The organism is Dechloromonas sp. A34 (assembly GCF_026261605.1).
Lineage (GTDB): Bacteria > Pseudomonadota > Gammaproteobacteria > Burkholderiales > Rhodocyclaceae > Azonexus.
Genome location: NZ_CP102486.1, coordinates 2,300,258 through 2,315,718, shown reverse-complemented (window position 1 = coordinate 2,315,718; position 15,461 = coordinate 2,300,258). Strand labels below are relative to the sequence as shown.

At 63.3% G+C, this 15,461-nt stretch carries 14 protein-coding genes; 5 read left to right on the top strand and 9 right to left on the bottom strand.

Annotated elements, in window-relative coordinates; all coding sequences use genetic code 11:
• Positions 1 to 21: 21 nt before the first annotated feature.
• The 6 genes from NQE15_RS11570 to NQE15_RS11545 form a co-directional block, all read right to left on the bottom strand.
• Positions 22 to 1,419 carry an FAD-binding oxidoreductase gene (locus NQE15_RS11570; protein ID WP_265949913.1) on the bottom strand — a complete coding sequence of 466 codons (1,398 nt, stop codon included), beginning with the start codon at positions 1,417 to 1,419 and terminating at the stop codon, positions 22 to 24.
• Positions 1,394 to 2,716 (bottom strand): 30S ribosomal protein S12 methylthiotransferase RimO, encoded by a 1,323-nt coding sequence (gene rimO / locus NQE15_RS11565; protein ID WP_265949910.1) that lies wholly within the window; start codon positions 2,714 to 2,716, stop codon positions 1,394 to 1,396. Before rimO ends, NQE15_RS11570 begins: the two co-directional genes overlap by 26 nt.
• A gap of 60 nt (positions 2,717 to 2,776) precedes the next feature.
• Entirely contained in the window at positions 2,777 to 4,150 is a 1,374-nt protein-coding gene (locus NQE15_RS11560; RefSeq protein WP_323054972.1) for an HD-GYP domain-containing protein, read from the bottom strand.
• Between the two features lie 73 nt (positions 4,151 to 4,223).
• Positions 4,224 to 4,727, bottom strand: coding sequence for a thiol peroxidase (gene tpx / locus NQE15_RS11555; protein ID WP_265949908.1), 504 nt, complete (start codon positions 4,725 to 4,727; stop codon positions 4,224 to 4,226).
• 121 nt (positions 4,728 to 4,848) lie between these two features.
• Entirely contained in the window at positions 4,849 to 5,277 is a 429-nt protein-coding gene (locus tag NQE15_RS11550) for a PaaI family thioesterase (protein ID WP_265949906.1), read from the bottom strand.
• 15 nt (positions 5,278 to 5,292) lie between these two features.
• A complete protein-coding gene (locus tag NQE15_RS11545; RefSeq protein WP_265949903.1) occupies positions 5,293 to 6,510 on the bottom strand; it encodes an MFS transporter in 1,218 nt (405 codons plus the stop codon).
• Between the two features lie 113 nt (positions 6,511 to 6,623).
• On the opposite strand from NQE15_RS11545, the gene NQE15_RS11540 reads away from it, so the two are divergent.
• From NQE15_RS11540 to NQE15_RS11530, 3 genes are all read left to right on the top strand, one after another.
• Positions 6,624 to 7,565 carry a LysR family transcriptional regulator gene (locus NQE15_RS11540; protein ID WP_265949901.1) on the top strand — a complete coding sequence of 314 codons (942 nt, stop codon included), beginning with the start codon at positions 6,624 to 6,626 and terminating at the stop codon, positions 7,563 to 7,565.
• Between the two features lie 97 nt (positions 7,566 to 7,662).
• The gene (locus NQE15_RS11535; protein WP_265949899.1) at positions 7,663 to 8,523 is read left to right on the top strand and encodes a DUF3553 domain-containing protein; all 861 of its coding nucleotides are present in this window, start codon (positions 7,663 to 7,665) and stop codon (positions 8,521 to 8,523) included.
• Between the two features lie 63 nt (positions 8,524 to 8,586).
• Positions 8,587 to 8,853: a hypothetical protein gene (locus tag NQE15_RS11530; protein WP_265949897.1), complete on the top strand. Its 267-nt coding sequence runs from the start codon at positions 8,587 to 8,589 to the stop codon at positions 8,851 to 8,853.
• 34 nt (positions 8,854 to 8,887) lie between these two features.
• Here NQE15_RS11530 and NQE15_RS11525 read toward each other — a convergent pair whose 3' ends face one another.
• The 3 genes from NQE15_RS11525 to NQE15_RS11515 form a co-directional block, all read right to left on the bottom strand.
• Entirely contained in the window at positions 8,888 to 10,228 is a 1,341-nt protein-coding gene (locus NQE15_RS11525; RefSeq protein ID WP_265949895.1) for a (Fe-S)-binding protein, read from the bottom strand.
• 96 nt (positions 10,229 to 10,324) lie between these two features.
• The gene (locus NQE15_RS11520; RefSeq protein ID WP_265949892.1) at positions 10,325 to 12,373 is read right to left on the bottom strand and encodes an ATP-binding protein; all 2,049 of its coding nucleotides are present in this window, start codon (positions 12,371 to 12,373) and stop codon (positions 10,325 to 10,327) included.
• Positions 12,370 to 13,209, bottom strand: coding sequence for a response regulator (locus NQE15_RS11515; RefSeq protein WP_265949889.1), 840 nt, complete (start codon positions 13,207 to 13,209; stop codon positions 12,370 to 12,372). The genes NQE15_RS11520 and NQE15_RS11515 overlap by 4 nt, the downstream gene beginning before the upstream one ends.
• A 195-nt stretch (positions 13,210 to 13,404) precedes the next feature.
• Here NQE15_RS11515 and nifB point away from each other — a divergent pair, with 195 nt between their 5' ends.
• Together nifB and NQE15_RS11505 are read left to right on the top strand one after the other, a co-directional pair.
• A complete protein-coding gene (gene nifB / locus NQE15_RS11510) occupies positions 13,405 to 14,910 on the top strand; it encodes a nitrogenase cofactor biosynthesis protein NifB (RefSeq protein ID WP_265949886.1) in 1,506 nt (501 codons plus the stop codon).
• 2 nt (positions 14,911 to 14,912) lie between these two features.
• On the top strand, positions 14,913 to 15,191 hold the full coding sequence (locus NQE15_RS11505) for a 4Fe-4S binding protein (RefSeq protein ID WP_265949884.1): 279 nt from the start codon (positions 14,913 to 14,915) through the stop codon (positions 15,189 to 15,191).
• Positions 15,192 to 15,461 lie beyond the last annotated feature (270 nt).

Here is a 15,461-nt window from a genome sequence, read left to right as displayed (position 1 = left end):
AGCCAGCGGTTCGGCTTTCGCCTAAAGGATCTTTCCCGGGTTCATCAGGCCCCCTGGATCGAGGGCCTGCTTGACCGAGTGCATCAGCGCCATTTCGACCGGGCTCTTGTAGCGCAGCAATTCCTCACGCTTCAACTGGCCGATGCCGTGCTCGGCCGAAATCGAGCCACCCAGCGCATCGACCGTATCGTGAACGATGCGGTTGACCGCCGGTTGGCTGGCGATGAAGGCCGTGTTGTCCTGGGCATTCGGCTTCGACAGGTTGTAGTGCAGGTTGCCGTCGCCGACATGGCCGAAGGCGACCACCCGGATGCCGGGATATACCTTTTTCAGCGCGGCATCGGCCCGTTCCAGGAAGTCCGGGATGCCCGACACCGGTACCGAAATGTCGTGCTTGATGCTGACGCCCTCGACCTTCTGGGCTTCCGAAATGCTCTCGCGCAACGCCCACAGCTTTCGAGCTTGGGTTTCCGACTGGGCGACGACGGCATCGGCCACTTCACCGCGCTCCAGCCGGGTGGCCAGCCAGTTCTCGACGGCCGCCGGATCGGCTTCGGAAAACTCGGCCAGCAGGTACCACGGGCTGGCCGCCGTCGGCCGGGTGCACTCGGGAATGTTCTTCAGAACCAGGCTGAGCGAGGTTTCCGAAATCAGCTCACAGGCGGTCAATTGAGCATCGAAAGTCGCCTTGGCGGCATTCAGCAGCTCGACCGCCACCGCCGGTGAAACGACATTGAGCCAGCAGGTAATCTGGGTTTTGGGCAGCGGAAACATCTTCAGCACCGCCGCCGTGATGACGCCCAGCGTGCCTTCGGCGCCGATGAACAACTGCTTGAGGTCATAGCCGGTATTGTCCTTGCGCAAGCCACGCAGGCCGTTCCAGATCTCGCCGTTGGGCAATACCACTTCCAGACCCAGGGTCAGTTCGCGGGTATTACCGTAGCGCAGCACCTGGACGCCGCCGGCGTTGGTCGACAGGTTGCCGCCGATCTGGCAGCTGCCTTCAGCGGCCAGCGAGAGCGGGAACAGCCGGTCGACGGCAAGCGCCGCGTCCTGCACCGCTTCGAGGATGCAGCCGGCTTCGACGGTGATCGTGTTGTTTTGCGCATCGACGGCGCGGACCCGGTTCAGGCGCGACAAGCTGAGCACCACCGCCCGCCCCTCGCCATCCGGCGTCGCCGCGCCGCAATGGCTGGTGTTGCCACCCTGCGGCACGATGGGGGCACCGGCTGCCGCGCAGGCCTTGACCACGGCCGCGACTTCGACCGTGTTGGCCGGCCGCACCAGGCATTGCGCCGCGCCGTGATAGCGGCCGCGCCAGTCGGTCAGGAAAGGCGCCAGTTCGGCGGGATCGGTCAGGACGTGCGTCGCCCCTACGATCCCGGCCAGCCGTTCAGACAGGCTGGGCGTAGAGGTCATGGTGATCGGCGTCGGTGACCCGGACCTGCAGGAAATCGCCGGGTTCGGCGTCGAAGAAGCCGTCGATATAGACCAGACCGTCGATTTCCGGGGCGTCGGCCTTGGAGCGGGCAACCACGCCTTCCTCGTCGACCGCGTCGACCAGAACTTCGATGACCGTATCGATCTTGGCTTCCAGCTTCTCGGCAGAAATGTCTTCCTGGACCTGCATCAGCCAGCGCCGGCGATCCTCACGGACGTCTTCCGGCGGCAGGCCTTCGAGTTCGTTGGCCTTGGCACCCTCGACCGGCGAGTAGGCGAAAGCGCCGACGCGGTCGAGCTTGGCATCTTCGAGGAACTGGATCAGCTGGTCGAAATCCTCGTCCGTCTCACCGGGGAAGCCGGTGATGAAGGTCGAGCGGATGACGATTTCCGGGCAGATCGAGCGCCACTTGGCGATGCGCTCCAGGGTGTTCTCGGCCGAGGCCGGGCGCTTCATGGCCTTCAAAATCTTCGGGCTGGCGTGCTGGAAGGGTACATCCAGATACGGCAGGATCTTGCCTTCGGCCATCAGCGGAATGACGTCGTCGACCGAGGGGTACGGGTAGACGTAATGCAGGCGGACCCAGATGCCGAACTGGGCCAGTGCCTCGCACAATTCCTTGAGGCGCGACTTGACCGGCTTGCCGCCCCAGAAACCGGTGCGGTATTTGATATCGACGCCGTAGGCGCTGGTGTCCTGGGAGATGACCAGGATTTCCTTGACCCCGGCGCGAGCCAGGTTCTCGGCCTCGGCCAGCACGTCGCCGACCGGCCGCGAGAGCAGCGGGCCGCGCAGCGAGGGGATGATGCAGAAGGTACAGCTGTGGTTGCAGCCTTCGGAAATCTTCAGGTAGGCGAAGTGGTCCGGGGTCAGGCGCACACCCTGCGGCGGCACGAGGTCGGAATACGGGTCGTGCGGCTTGGGCAGGTGCTGGTGCACGTAGCCCATGACCTCGTCGGCGGCGTGCGGGCCGGTCACGGCGAGCACCGACGGATGGGTGGTCTGCACGATGTCGCCCTTGGCGCCGAGGCAGCCGGTGACGATGACCTTGCCGTTTTCGGAGAGCGCCTCGCCGATGGCGTCGAGCGATTCCTCGACGGCGGCATCGATGAAGCCGCAGGTATTGACGATAACGAGGTCGGAATTCTCGTAGCTCGGCGAAATCTCGTAGCCTTCGGCGCGCAGCTTGGTCAGGATGCGCTCGGCGTCGGAACCAGCCTTCGGACAACCCAGGGAAACGAAGCCGACGGTCGGCACTTTTTCAATGATAGACATGCAGTGGAAACCTTGCCCGGCAATGCCGGAATTCAGAAAAAACAGTATTTTACGGGGGAATCAGCCCGGCAGGCGTTCGAGTGCCAGCTTGAGGGCTGCGAAACAACGCTCGTCGATAGCGGTGCCGAGGTTTTCGGCCATCATCTCCAGCGTCTTGGGAATCGGGATCGCCCCGCGATAGGGGCGTTCGGCGGTGATCGCGTCGAAAATGTCGGCCGTGGTGATGATCCGCGTTTCGAGACAGATGTCGTCGGCCGTCACGCCGCGCGGGTAACCCTTGCCATCGAGCCGCTCGTGGTGCGCCGCCGAGACCCGGGCCAGTTCGGCGAAGCATTCGATGCGCGAGAGGATGGTCTCGGTGTACATGGCGTGCGCTTGCACCGCCGCCCACTCCTCGGCATCGAGCTTGCCCGGCTTGTCGAGCACGCTGTTGCTGACCCCGAGCTTGCCGACATCGTGGAGCAGCGCGCCGCGTTTCAGCCAGCGCCGGCGCTCCGCCGGCAGGCCCAGGGTCTCGGCGATCATGTCGGTGTAGAGCGCGACGCGCGCGCTGTGGCCGCTGGTGTAGGGACTTTTCGAGTCGACCACCTGGCCGAAGGCGGCAGCGATGTCGTCGAGGTAATCGTCATCCAGTTCGGCGACATGCGAGGCCGGTTCGAGGGCGAGGATGGCGCCGGCGACTTCGGGCGAGGCCAGGGTCGCCCAGAAGACATCGCTTTCGGCCACCTGGCTGAAGGCGTCCACCAGAGCCGGGTCTAACCAGCGCCCGGTGCGCAGCCGGATTTCGTCGAGCGCCGCCTGCGGCCCGCCGGCCGTGTGGAAGACGTCGATCACCTGGGCCAGCAGCGCGATCCGCGAGAACAGCGGAATCGCCGCACCGGACAGACCGGCCGGCTTGCCCTGGCCGTTGAAATGCTCGTCCAGACTGTAGATACCGGCCGCCACGCGCTCCGGGAAGCGCAGCAGGCGGGCGATTTCGGCGCCACGCTGGCAGCGGGTGGCGATCAGTTCCTGGGCAATGTCGCTGCCGTCGCGCATGATCGTCAGCACGCTGCGGAAACGCTCGGCCAGACCGGCCTTGAGGCCGGTGTGCTTGAGCACGAAATTCAGCACTTGCGGCAGGCTGTCGCCGACCGTTTTGAAATCGCGCTTGAAGGCGAGGTCGTCGGTCAGATAGAGCTCGCAGATGCGCGCCGCGTTGCTGCTGCAACCGAGATCCTTGAGCAGCAGCGTGTAGTACAGGTCCCACAAGGCATCTTCGTCGAGGCCGAGGGTTTGCCCGATGTGCATGCCGATCCAGCAGCAGCGCACGCAATGGCCCTCGGGCTGGCCCTCGGTGATGTCCAGCGCGTGACTGAGCGCCGAAATCAGTTCAGACAGCTTGAGGCCCGACATGACCGGCGACAGCGCGGTAGGGGAAGAGAGCTTGCTCATCGGGCGAGAGAATAGCGCCAAATCGCCCGGCCGGCAGCCCGGCAATGGGCGAAGTGGCGCTGGGGCAACGAAATCAGGCGAGCGCGGCCAGGGCCGGGGCGTAGTCCGGTTCGTTCTTGATCTCGGAAACCAGTTCGCTGTGCAGCACGTTGTCGCTTTCATCGAGGACGACCACGGCGCGCGCCGCAACGCCGGCCAGCGGCCCGCTCTTGATCGCGACGCCGTAGGCTTCGAGGAAGTCGCGGCCGCGCATGGTGGACAGCGTCTGCACGTTGACCAGGCCTTCGGCACCGCAGAAGCGGCTCTGGGCGAAAGGTAGATCGGCCGAGATGCAGAGCACCACGGTGTTGGCCAGCTCGTTGGCCGACTGGTTGAACTTGCGCACCGACGTCGCGCAGGTCGGCGTGTCGATACTCGGGAAGATGTTCAGGATCTTGCGCTTGCCGGCCAGGCTGGCCAGCGTAACGTCGGCCAGATCCTTGCCGACCAGCGAGAATGCGGGCGCCTTGGCACCCTTGGCCGGAAAGGTGCCGGCTACTTCGATCGGATTGCCACCCAGGGTTACGGTGTTGGACATGGATCACTCCTTTTCTTGTCGATGGTGAAATTGGAGCGGGTCTGACCGCGCAATCGCCAATCAATTCCATCCACTGCCAAGAAATTCGACAAACCGTGCAGAAATCCTGGCCCCGACCGCCCTAGCGCGGCCAAAGGATCATCTGTGTGCAGCGGAAGAGTGCGATCTTCTTGCCGCTCGCCTCGTCGGTGACCACGGCATCCCAGACCTGGGTATTGCGGCCCAGGTGCTGCGCCGTCGCGACGCAGGCCACCGCCCCCTCGCGAATGGTGCCCAGATGATTGCTCTTCAGCTCGATCGTGGTGAAGGACTCGGCCCCAGCCGGCAGATGGGCGATGGTCGCGTAGCCACAGGTGGTGTCGGCCAGGGCGACGACGCTGGCCGCATGCAGGAAGTCGTTGGGGGCGATGTGCAGCTTCTTGACCGGCATCCGGCTGCGCACCGTTTCGGGCGCAATTTCGATGGCCTCGATGCCGAGATAGCCGGGCAGATAGTCGCTGCCGCGTTCGTTGAGGGCTTCGATGGACACTTCGGGACGCAGCTTGCTCATGGGATTCTCCTTGGCTCAGGCCGGGGCCAGCGCCGGTTGCACCGGCGCTTCGCGGATCGGCAGGTTGGCGATGGCGGCGAGCAGGGCAAGCACGATGTCGGCGTACCACATCCAGCCGAAGTCGCCGAACTCGACGATCGCCAGGCCGCCGAGGTAGGCACCGAGGAAGCCGCCGATCTGGTGCGACAACAGGGTCAGGCCGAACAGAGTGGCCAGGTAGCGGACACCGAACAACTTGCCGACGATGGCGGCGGTCGGCGGCACGGTGGCCAGCCAGGTGAAGCCGAGGCCGGCGGCGAAAATGTAGAAGGTCCATTCGGTACGCGGAGCCATCAGGTAGAGGGCGACGAGCACGGCGCGCGAGGCGTACATCGCGGCCAGCACGTACTTGCTGCGGTACTTCGAGATGCTGTGGCCGGCGTAGAGGCTGCCGAAAATGTTGGCCAGGCCGATGATCGCCAGCGACCAGCTGGCCACCGCGGGCGGCAGGCCGCAGAGATTGACCTCGCCCGGCAGGTGGGTGACCAGGAAGGCGATATGGAAACCGCAGGTGAAGAAGCCGGCGTGCAGCAGCAGGTAGCTGCGGTCCTGCATGGCGGTCACGATGGCATGCTTGAGGCCGTTGTCGGCGTGCGTGTGCTTGGGCGGTGCCGCCGCCGTCGCCCCGGTCAGCTTGCCGATCAGCGGCAAGGCGGCCAGCACCATCAGCGCCATGCTCCACATCGCCCCCATCCAGCCGATCGACTGGATCAGCTTCTGCAGAACCGGGGCGAAGACGAACTGGCCGAAGGAACCGCCGGCATTGATCACCCCGGAGGCCGCACCCCGCGATTCGATCGGCAGGCGCTGGGCGGCGGCGCCGATCAGCACCGAGAAACTGCCCGCCCCCGAGCCCATGGCCGAGAGCAGGCCGAGCGAGATGATCAGCCCGAAACCGCTGCCCATGAAGGGTGTGATGGCGCTGCCCACAGCCAGCACGAGCAGGCCGCCAATGAGCACGGCGCGCGGCCCGTAGCGGTCGGCCACGGCGCCGGCCACCGGCTGGATGGCGCCCCAGGTGAATTGCCCGACGGCAAGCGCCAGGCTGATGGTGGCGATGCCGAGGCCGGTCGTCGCATCGAGCGGGCCGATGAAGAGGCCCAGCGACTGGCGGGCACCCATGGTCACCATCAGGATGCCGGCGGCGGCCAGGGTGGTGATCAGAACGTCGGGACGGCTCAAGGTACGCAACATGGGCGGTATTTCCCGGAAAAAAGGTTATGGAATAGTTGAGCGAACTATAGTGTTAAAAATCGTTGGCAAATAGCCCATAATTCAAGTCATACCGTCAACGGATTATTGACAAAATGGTATGGCTCGGCAGTTGGGAAGCGTTCGCGAAAGTGGTCGAATGCGGCAGCATGGCGGCCGCGGCGCGCCGTCTGGACTGTACGCGGGCGCAGGTCAGCAAGCAGATCGGCGAACTCGAACGCGCCTTCGGCGTCCGCCTCTTCGAACGTTCGACCCGCAAGCTCAGCCTGACGCCCTCGGGCGAAATCTTTCATCAACATGCCCTGCAGGCCCTGGAAGCCGTCCAGAGCGCCGAGATCGCCGTCAAGAACCAGGGCGACGCGCCGCGTGGTGTCCTCCGGATTAGCGCCTCAATCACCTTCGGCCGGATGTACATCGCGCCGCTGCTGCCCCGCCTCATCGCCCGCTACCCGGAACTGCGCTGCGAACTGGTGCTGACCGACCAACTGGTCGACCTGATCGACGACAACATTGACCTCGCACTGCGCATGACCAAAGCGCCGCCGGAAGATGCGGTGGCAAAGAAACTAGTGGCGCTGAAACGGGTGATCTGCGGCACACCGGCCTATTTCGCTGCCCATGGCACCCCGAAAACGCCGCAGGAACTGGCCGGGCATACCTGCTTCAGCTACCTGCTCGGCGACGGCGAGCGGGTCTGGCGCATGCGGAACCGCCAGGGCGAGGAAATCAGCGTGCCGGTGGGCAGCGCCTTCCAGTTCAACAACGTCGATTGCATTGTCGACGCCGTTCTCGCCGGGCATGGCCTGGCCATCCTGCCGACCTACCTGTTCAATCCGGAACGATTACTCGGCAGGCTACTCAGCGTGCTCGACGACTTCGAACCGATCAGCAGTTTCGGCCAGTATCTCCACGCCTGCTACACGCCGAGCCGGGTTCGCGCCCCGAAGGTACGCGCCTTCCTCGCCGAACTGGAAAACGAATTCGATCCGCTTCCGCCCTGGGAAAAGCTAGGCGCGGATAGGCTGCAGGTGGACTGACAGGCCGTCCGTCGAAACGAGATTACCCGGTGGGATCGGCATTCCCGATCGCGTGATAAAATTCGTCGCTTTTTTTCCGGAAACGGCGGAGAGCAAGATGAGCAACCTAACCCAAGGCGATCGTGTATTTCATCCCAACCAGAAGGGCTGGGGACTCGGGAAAGTGCTCAACGTAACCCCTGACAATATCGATGTCTTCTTTGTCGGGACAGGCGCCAAGCGTCTTTCAAAATCATTCGTCAAGCTCGAGATTGCCGAGGGCACAGCGGCAAAACACCGCCTGCTGGACAACCTGATCGAAACATCTCAGATCGGCAGCGTCGACTATGTTTCTCCCGCGGCGGCCGTTGAGCGCTTCCTGACGATCCACCCGGAAGGCTTTTCAGCGCCGCGTTTTGTCAAGGACGAGCGCGAGGCCAGCGTTCGGGCGCACCAGTTCTTTATCCAGTTGCTGGGGGAAACGGAGATTTCCGAACTGATCGCCGAGCGGCGCTATCAAGACGTCTGCGACCGGGTTCGCCATATCGAATCGGTGACAACGCTGCTGACCAAGGGCGAAAAGGCGGCTTTCTACAGCGCCCTCGATACGCCGGTGAATCAAAAGACCTTCTCCGTGGCCCTGGCCGCCCTCCTCTACGGGACGGATTCGGAAGAGGAACGTTTCAAGGGCTTCGTTCGCGCCCTTGACCTGCTAGGTATCAGCCGCTGGCCGTATGCCACGCTGTTCGGATTCCTCCGCTTCCCGCAGGAAAAAGCCTATATCAAGCCGACCGTGATCCAGACGGTGGCCAAGGCCTTCTGCTGGCGAATCAACTACAAGGCCGAGCCGAACTGGCGCGGCTATGCCGCCGTCCTGCGCCTCTACAACCATCTGCGCACGAGTCTGCTTGAAGAAGGCCTGATGCCCAGAGACATGATCGATGTGCAGTCCTTCATCTGGACGATCGGCCAAAAATAAATCGCCTCCTCGCCGCTGCCGCGCAACGGTGAGATGCTCCCCATTACCCGCAAAGGAAAAAACATGAATGCCCAATCATTAGCAGAGAAACTCAACAAACTCGGTTTTACCCCCGTCGCCCTGAGCGAACCGTCGAAAAAGGAAGACGGCATGATCGTCATCACCAAGGGCGTCCATGTCCAGGTCCCGCTCCATGGCGACGAACCCAACGTGGTGCGCGAGATCAGCAAGGGCGAATTCGAGTTTTACGACGCGCGGCGTGCCATCGGCAAGCTGGTGGACGATCTGAATGCCGCGCTGCAGGACGAAAAGGCCATGCAGTCCTGCTGAGTCCGAACGCCTGGCATCGCTTTCGGCGCCGGGCTTAGGCCAGCGCCCGCTGCAACAGAACCGCGACATGTATGGCCTGCCGCCCGGTGCCATCTGCGATCTGGTGGCGGCAGGAAAAGCCGTCGGCGATGATCGGTGCGTCTTCGGCGGCGGAGCGCACAGCCGGCAGTAGCGCCAGTTCTCCCATCTTGACCGAGGCCGCGTAGTGCTCGGCTTCCAGGCCGAAGCTACCAGACATGCCGCAGCAGCTGGCGTCGACGATATCGAACTCGAATTCCGGTATCCAGCCGAGCACCTTCTTCATCGCCTTCATCGCGCCGAAGGCCTTCTGATGGCAATGACCATGGACGACCGCCTTGCCGCCTGAAATCGGCTTCAGATTCAGCTTCAGCCCCTTGTTGCCCTCACGCATCAGGAACTCCTCGAACAGGAAAGCCTGTTTGCCGACCTGCGCCACATCGGGGCCGAGCGACAGGCTGTAGAACTCATCGCGCAGAGCGAGCAGGCAGGACGGTTCAAGGCCGACGATGGGCGTGCCGGCGGCCAGCACCGGGGCCAGCGCCGCCATCACCCGCCGGCCCTCGAGTTTGGCGGCGTCGACCATGCCTTGCGACAGGTAGGTCCGGCCGCAGCATAGCGGGCGGTCGGCTTCAGCGTCGTCGGCCGCCGGGCGCAGGATTTCCACCGCGTAGCCGGCCGCCGTCAGCACGGCTTGGGCCGCCGTGGCGACTTCCGGCGTGTAGTAATGGCTGAAGGTATCGACGAAGAGCACGACCTTGCCGCGCGGGCCGGCCTTGTCCGGCGTTGCGCCGACGAAGGGCTGGCTGGCCGGCAGCGGGATCGGGCGGGCCGCCGCAATGCCCAGCCAGCGTTCGGCGAGGCGGGCCAGTCCGGGCCAGGCATTGCGCCAACGGACGAGCAACGCCAGCGGCCGGCGATACCGATACAGCCATTGCGGCAGGCCGCCGAACAGCCGGGCGCGGCGCGGCACGCCGAGTTGCTCGTTGCGCTGGGCCAGGTATTCGGTCTTGATCAGCGTCATGTCGACCGAACTCGGGCATTCCTTCTTGCAACCCTTGCACGAGACGCAGAGGTCCATCGCCGCTGCCAGATCCGGGTGGATGAAGGGCTGTTCGCCCAGTTCGCCGTTCAGCGCCGCCTTGAAGGCCTTGACCCGAGCGCCGGTGGAATGGGCCGGATCGCCGGTGATGCGGTAGCTCGGACACATGACGCCCTTGCCCTCGCGCTGGCACTGGTGGTTGTTCATGCACACGGCGACCGCCTTGGCGTAGTTGCCGCCAGTGGCGGGGATGCCGGCGTAGGCATCGCCCATGCCGTAGGTGTCGTAGGCCGACCAGTCGAGATGCGTTTTCATGGCGAAGCTCGAAGCAAGAGCGACGCCAGAAAAAAAACATCAAATAATCAGGTTGATAATAAAATCCGGCTTGTCGGCAATGCGACAAGCCGACAGTCACTGCCCGCCCTTGGCCTTCACATGGCGGACCGGCAGGGTGATGCGGAAAGTGGTGCCCTTGCCGACCTCGCTCTGCACCTCGATCTGTCCGTTGTGCTTCTGGATGATGCCGTAGGACAGAGACAGCCCGAGGCCGGTACCCTTGCCGACCGGCTTGGTGGTGAAGAAGGGGTCGAAGATCTTCTGGCGGATTCCTTCGGGAATGCCGCTGCCGGTGTCGGAAAACTCCAGCCAGACCTTGTCGCCCGCCGTGCCGGTACGGATGGTGATGGTTCCCCGCTGCTCGCCCATGGCGTGGGCAGCATTGACGAGCAGGTTCATGAAGACCTGGTTGAGCTGCGCCACCAGGCACTCGACATCCGGTAGCTGGCCATATTCCTTGACGACATCGGCCTTGTAGCGGACTTCGTTGGCCACGATATTGACCGTCGAATCGATGCCTTGGTGCAGGTTGGCGAACTGCCACTCCTGCGTGCAATCGACTCGCGAAAAATCCTTCAAGTCCTGGATGATCTTCTTGACCCGACTGATGCCGTCCTTCGACTCGACCATCAGTTGCGGAATATCTTCCTTGAGAAAAGGCAGATCGATCTTCTCGCGCAGAGCCTTGAGCCGGACGACAACGGCCGGATCGGTGATCGCGGATTCGGCGGCCTCGTAGGCCTCCAGCATACCGAACAGGTTGCCGAGATAGTTCTCCAACACACCGATGTTCGAATGCACGAAACCGATCGGGTTGTTGATCTCGTGCGCCACACCGGCCGCCAGCTGGCCGATCGACGCCAGTTTCTCGGATTGCACCAACTGTTCCTTGACATTGCTCAGCTGCGCCGTGCGCTGGGCAACCAGTTCCTCGAGCTGGACCTGGTGCTCGCGCAGCCCCTCTTCTGCCTTGTGGCGATCGGTGACGTCCTGCAGCGTCTCGATGGCCCCGATCACCCTACCGCTGGCGTCGCGCAGGGGTGCAGCGGTGAAAAACAGCCAGCGCCCGCCATCAACGAAATGTGGAAAGAAAGCCTCCGCTTCGTAGGCGTCAGGGATGACCGGCGAACGCCGGAAAATTCCCGTATACAGGGTTTCCAGGCGTTCAAGATCGCTGCTGACGATCAGGTCGGCCATGATCGGCCGCTCGTTGGGATAAAACGGCGCCCAATGGCGGCTGGTACCGACTACCAGCGCCGCCGGGGTGCCAGTGATCGCGGCGCAGGCCTTGTTCCAGTGCGTCACCTTGTGTTCGGCATTGATGACAAAGGTCGGCACCGGATCACCATCTACGATCTGGGCGAGAAACAATTCCATGTGGCGCTTGGCCTCGAGGGAGCGCTTGTGCTCCGACTCGATCAGCCGCATCTGCGTCGATTTCACCGTCTCCATCGCCCGTTTCAACTCGTGGTGTTCGACGACCAGCTGCTCGTTGGCCGCTGTCAGGTCGCGCGTCCGCTCCGCAACGCGCTGCTCCAGCGAGCGGTTCATGTCGACTAGGGCATGGTTGCGCGAGGCGATCACCCGGTACAGCGAATTCAGCGCGTCGAGCAGATTGGCGGTCGCCGGGTCGGCCTTGTTGGCGCGCTCCGCCTCGTAGGCTTTGGCCGGTGTCAGGCCACGCCGGATGTTGTGCACCTGGCGGGTCATCGCCTGGTCGGTACCGAGAATGTGATAAGCCAGCCAGTTGGTCAGGAAACGCAACAGGAATTCGCTGTCCCCCGTCCCCAGGTTGATCTCGCGCATGGCCGTGACCTGGCGGGCGAAATCCTCATGGATCGAGCGGTGCAGGCTGGCATGGCGCTCGTCGCAAGCGACGCTGGCCATCAGTTCCTCTTCGTGGGCGAAATGCATCACGGCATAGGCAACCAGCTTGTCGAGAACCGCGTGCAGCTCGTCCGGATCGCCCCTCTGCTCGGCCTGCAGGCTGCCCACCCAGTTGATGATGCGGACCAGCTCCTTGTGTTCGTCATCGACGATGGCTTCACCGGTCATGAAGCGATCATTCCAGACAAAGGTTTCCATCGCCCCCGCGGCGACCACCCCGGTGTTTGCCTCGCTCATGTCTGGTTTTCCTTACTGAGGATCAACAGGTGCCCGCGCGGCGCGGCCTCGTCACCGATGAAGCGATGGCGGGCCAACCAGCACACATCGCCCTGCTGCCAGATCATCTCGCCGGCGCCGCCGCTCAACAGCTGCAGCAGGTCGGGTGGCAGGCGCTCCTGCGCAAAGGAACCGATCAGCGACGCCTGCCGCCCGAGCAGGCGATCCGCCTCCTGGTTGGCGCAGACGATCATCCCTTCGTCATCGAGACCGACGACCGGCAGCGGCACCCCTTGCAGGATTTCCTGCACGAGGCCGAGCACGACCTGATCGCGTTGCAACTCGCGCTGGTTTTCCGCCAGCAGCCGGCGCAACTGCTCGTTGACCAACGTCAGTTCGGCGCTCAGGCGCTGGTTCTCGTCGCCCAACTCCTTGTGGCGAAAGGCTTCCTGGATATTGGCACGGAGTTGTTCATCGTCCCAGGGCTTGGTCAGGAACTTGTAGATCGCCCCCTCGTTGATGGCATCGGTGATCGACTGCAGTTCGGTGTAGCCGGACAACACGATGCGCACGGTATCCGGGTACATCGTATTGACCTGACGCAGGAATTCGACGCCGGTCATCTGCGGCATGCGCTGATCGGAGACGATCACATCGACGCGGTGCGTGGCGAGGATTTCCAGGCCTTCGGCCCCGCCCCCCGCCGACAGGATGCGGTAGCCTTCCCGGCGCAGCAGCCGTTTCAGCGAAGAGATCATGTTCTCTTCGTCGTCGACCAGCAGCACGGTACGTTGATGCTCGGCGTCCGCCGGCCTCGCCGAGGTATCGCGGGTGGGACTGTCTCCGTTGGTATTCATGTGGCCCCCTGTCTGGCGCATTCTAAGCGTCGCCACGCCCCCTGTCACGGAAACTGCATACACCCTGTCGCGAATCCGACAAGGGGCCAACAAGGCCCCGCCACGAAATCCATAGGCCATTGTTTTTAATTGGTTTTCAAGCCTGGCACAGCGATTGCTGAATGGACTCCGCACAGTTTTCGAGGAGCCGTCATCGTGGAACTACCCGTTATAAGTAACTCCGCCCCCGCTGAAGGCGGCGGCTGCGCCTCCAGCGGCTGCGGTACGGCCCCGGATGCCCTGGGCCATCTGCCGGACCATATCCGCGCCAAGGTCCAGGACCACCCCTGCTATTCCGAAGAAGCGCACCACTATTTCGCCCGCATGCACGTTGCCGTGGCCCCGGCCTGCAACATCCAGTGCAACTACTGCAACCGCAAGTACGACTGCTCCAACGAATCCCGGCCGGGCGTCGTTTCCGAAGTTTTGACGCCGAAGCAGGCGATCAACAAGGTGCTCGCCGTCGCGGCCGAAATCCCGCAGATGACCGTGCTCGGCATCGCCGGACCCGGAGACCCCCTCGCCAACCCGGCCCGCACCTTCGAGACTTTTGAAGAGCTCTCGAATCGCGCCCCGGATATCAAACTCTGCGTGTCGACCAACGGCCTCAACCTGCCGATGTATGTCGACCGTATCGCCCAGCACAACATCGATCACGTGACGATCACCATCAACTGCGTCGATCCGGAAGTCGGTGCCAAGATCTACCCGTGGATTTTCTGGGAGAACAAACGCATCTTCGGCGTCGAAGGCGCGCGCATCCTGATCGAACAGCAGCAGTTGGGTCTGCAGATGCTGACCGACCGCGGCATCCTGGTGAAGGTCAATTCGGTGCTCATCCCGGGCATCAATGACGAGCATCTCAAGGAAGTCTCGAAGATCGTCAAGGCCAAGGGCGCTTTCCTGCACAACGTCATGCCACTGATCGCCGAAGCCGAACACGGCACCTACTACGGCATCATGGGCCAGGCCGAACCGACCCCGGAAATGCTCCAGGACCTGCAGGACGCCTGTGCCGGCGACATGGCGATGATGCGCCATTGCCGCCAGTGCCGGGCCGATGCGGTCGGCCTGCTCGGTGAAGACCGCGGCGACGAATTCACCATGGACAAGATCGACGTCATGGAAGTCGATTACGAAGCCGCCATGGTCCGTCGCAAGGTTGTCCACGACGAGATCCTCGAGAAGCTCGACGCCAAGCGCGGCATCGTCAAACCGAAAGCCGAAGAGTCCGGTATTCCGGCCGATGCCCGCCCGGTGCTAATGGCGGTGGCCGGCAAGAACGGCGTCGTCGCCGAACACTTCGGTCATGCCAAGGAATTCCTGATCTACGAAGCCTCGCCGGCTGGTGCGCGCTTCATGAGCCATCGCAAGACCGAGCTTTACTGCGGCGGCATGGATGCCTGCGGCGACGGCGATGTGGTCGATGCCGGTGCTACGGAATCCCTGCTCGATCGCAACATACGCATTCTCGAAGGCTGCGAGGTCGTGCTCTGCTCCAAGGTCGGTTACGAACCCTGGGCCAAGCTGGAAGCCGCCGGCATCGCGCCGAACGGCGAACATGCGATGGAGCCGATCGAGGAGGCAGTGATGGCGGTGTACAAGGAAATTGCGGCAACCGGCAAGCTCAGCCCGTCGGCTGAAGACAGAAAGGTGGCCTGATCATGGCACTGCAAATCACCGAGTCCTGCGTCAATTGCTGGGCCTGCGTCGATGTCTGCCCGAATGACGCGATTTTCGAGGACAAGCCGCACTTCCTGATCGATGATGGCAAATGCACCGAGTGTCTGGGCGATCACAGCGTGCCGCAGTGCGCTGCGATCTGCCCGATCGAAATGGCCATCGTCGATGAACTGGGCGAGTTCCTGAACCCGCCGGGATCGCTGACCGGGATTCCGATCGAGAAGTTGAAGGAGTTCGGGTTGTGGCGGGAAGCGGCGTGATTCCGGTTCTCGGGCAGACGCTGGTTTCCGCGCCTGAGGCGTGGGTCCGGTTTGCTCGAACGCCGGGTTCCGCCGTTGAGCGGCGGGCGTACTTTCTTTTGCTTCGCCAAAAGAAAGTAGCCAAAGAAAAGGCGACCCCGGGTTACGCGGTCGGCTGCGCCGACTCCCCTGCGCTACTCGCTACTGGCGGGGGCTGCGGAACTCGGCCCTGCGGGCCTCAAACAGTCCTCGCCCTTTTTCCGCCAGCAGCTCCGTTGCTCGGCGCTGCAC

Bases quoted from the DNA above. Each gene is read 5' to 3' on its own strand.
- NQE15_RS11570 (WP_265949913.1), bottom strand. From the start codon at position 1,419: ATGACCTCTACGCCCAGCCTGTCTGAACGGCTGGCCGGGATCGTAGGG.
- rimO (WP_265949910.1), bottom strand. From the start codon at position 2,716: ATGTCTATCATTGAAAAAGTGCCGACCGTCGGCTTCGTTTCCCTGGGT.
- NQE15_RS11560 (WP_323054972.1), bottom strand. From the start codon at position 4,150: ATGAGCAAGCTCTCTTCCCCTACCGCGCTGTCGCCGGTCATGTCGGGC.
- tpx (WP_265949908.1), bottom strand. From the start codon at position 4,727: ATGTCCAACACCGTAACCCTGGGTGGCAATCCGATCGAAGTAGCCGGC.
- NQE15_RS11550 (WP_265949906.1), bottom strand. From the start codon at position 5,277: ATGAGCAAGCTGCGTCCCGAAGTGTCCATCGAAGCCCTCAACGAACGC.
- NQE15_RS11545 (WP_265949903.1), bottom strand. From the start codon at position 6,510: ATGTTGCGTACCTTGAGCCGTCCCGACGTTCTGATCACCACCCTGGCC.
- NQE15_RS11540 (WP_265949901.1), top strand. From the start codon at position 6,624: ATGGTATGGCTCGGCAGTTGGGAAGCGTTCGCGAAAGTGGTCGAATGC.
- NQE15_RS11535 (WP_265949899.1), top strand. From the start codon at position 7,663: ATGAGCAACCTAACCCAAGGCGATCGTGTATTTCATCCCAACCAGAAG.
- NQE15_RS11530 (WP_265949897.1), top strand. From the start codon at position 8,587: ATGAATGCCCAATCATTAGCAGAGAAACTCAACAAACTCGGTTTTACC.
- NQE15_RS11525 (WP_265949895.1), bottom strand. From the start codon at position 10,228: ATGAAAACGCATCTCGACTGGTCGGCCTACGACACCTACGGCATGGGC.
- NQE15_RS11520 (WP_265949892.1), bottom strand. From the start codon at position 12,373: ATGAGCGAGGCAAACACCGGGGTGGTCGCCGCGGGGGCGATGGAAACC.
- NQE15_RS11515 (WP_265949889.1), bottom strand. From the start codon at position 13,209: ATGAATACCAACGGAGACAGTCCCACCCGCGATACCTCGGCGAGGCCG.
- NQE15_RS11505 (WP_265949884.1), top strand. From the start codon at position 14,913: ATGGCACTGCAAATCACCGAGTCCTGCGTCAATTGCTGGGCCTGCGTC.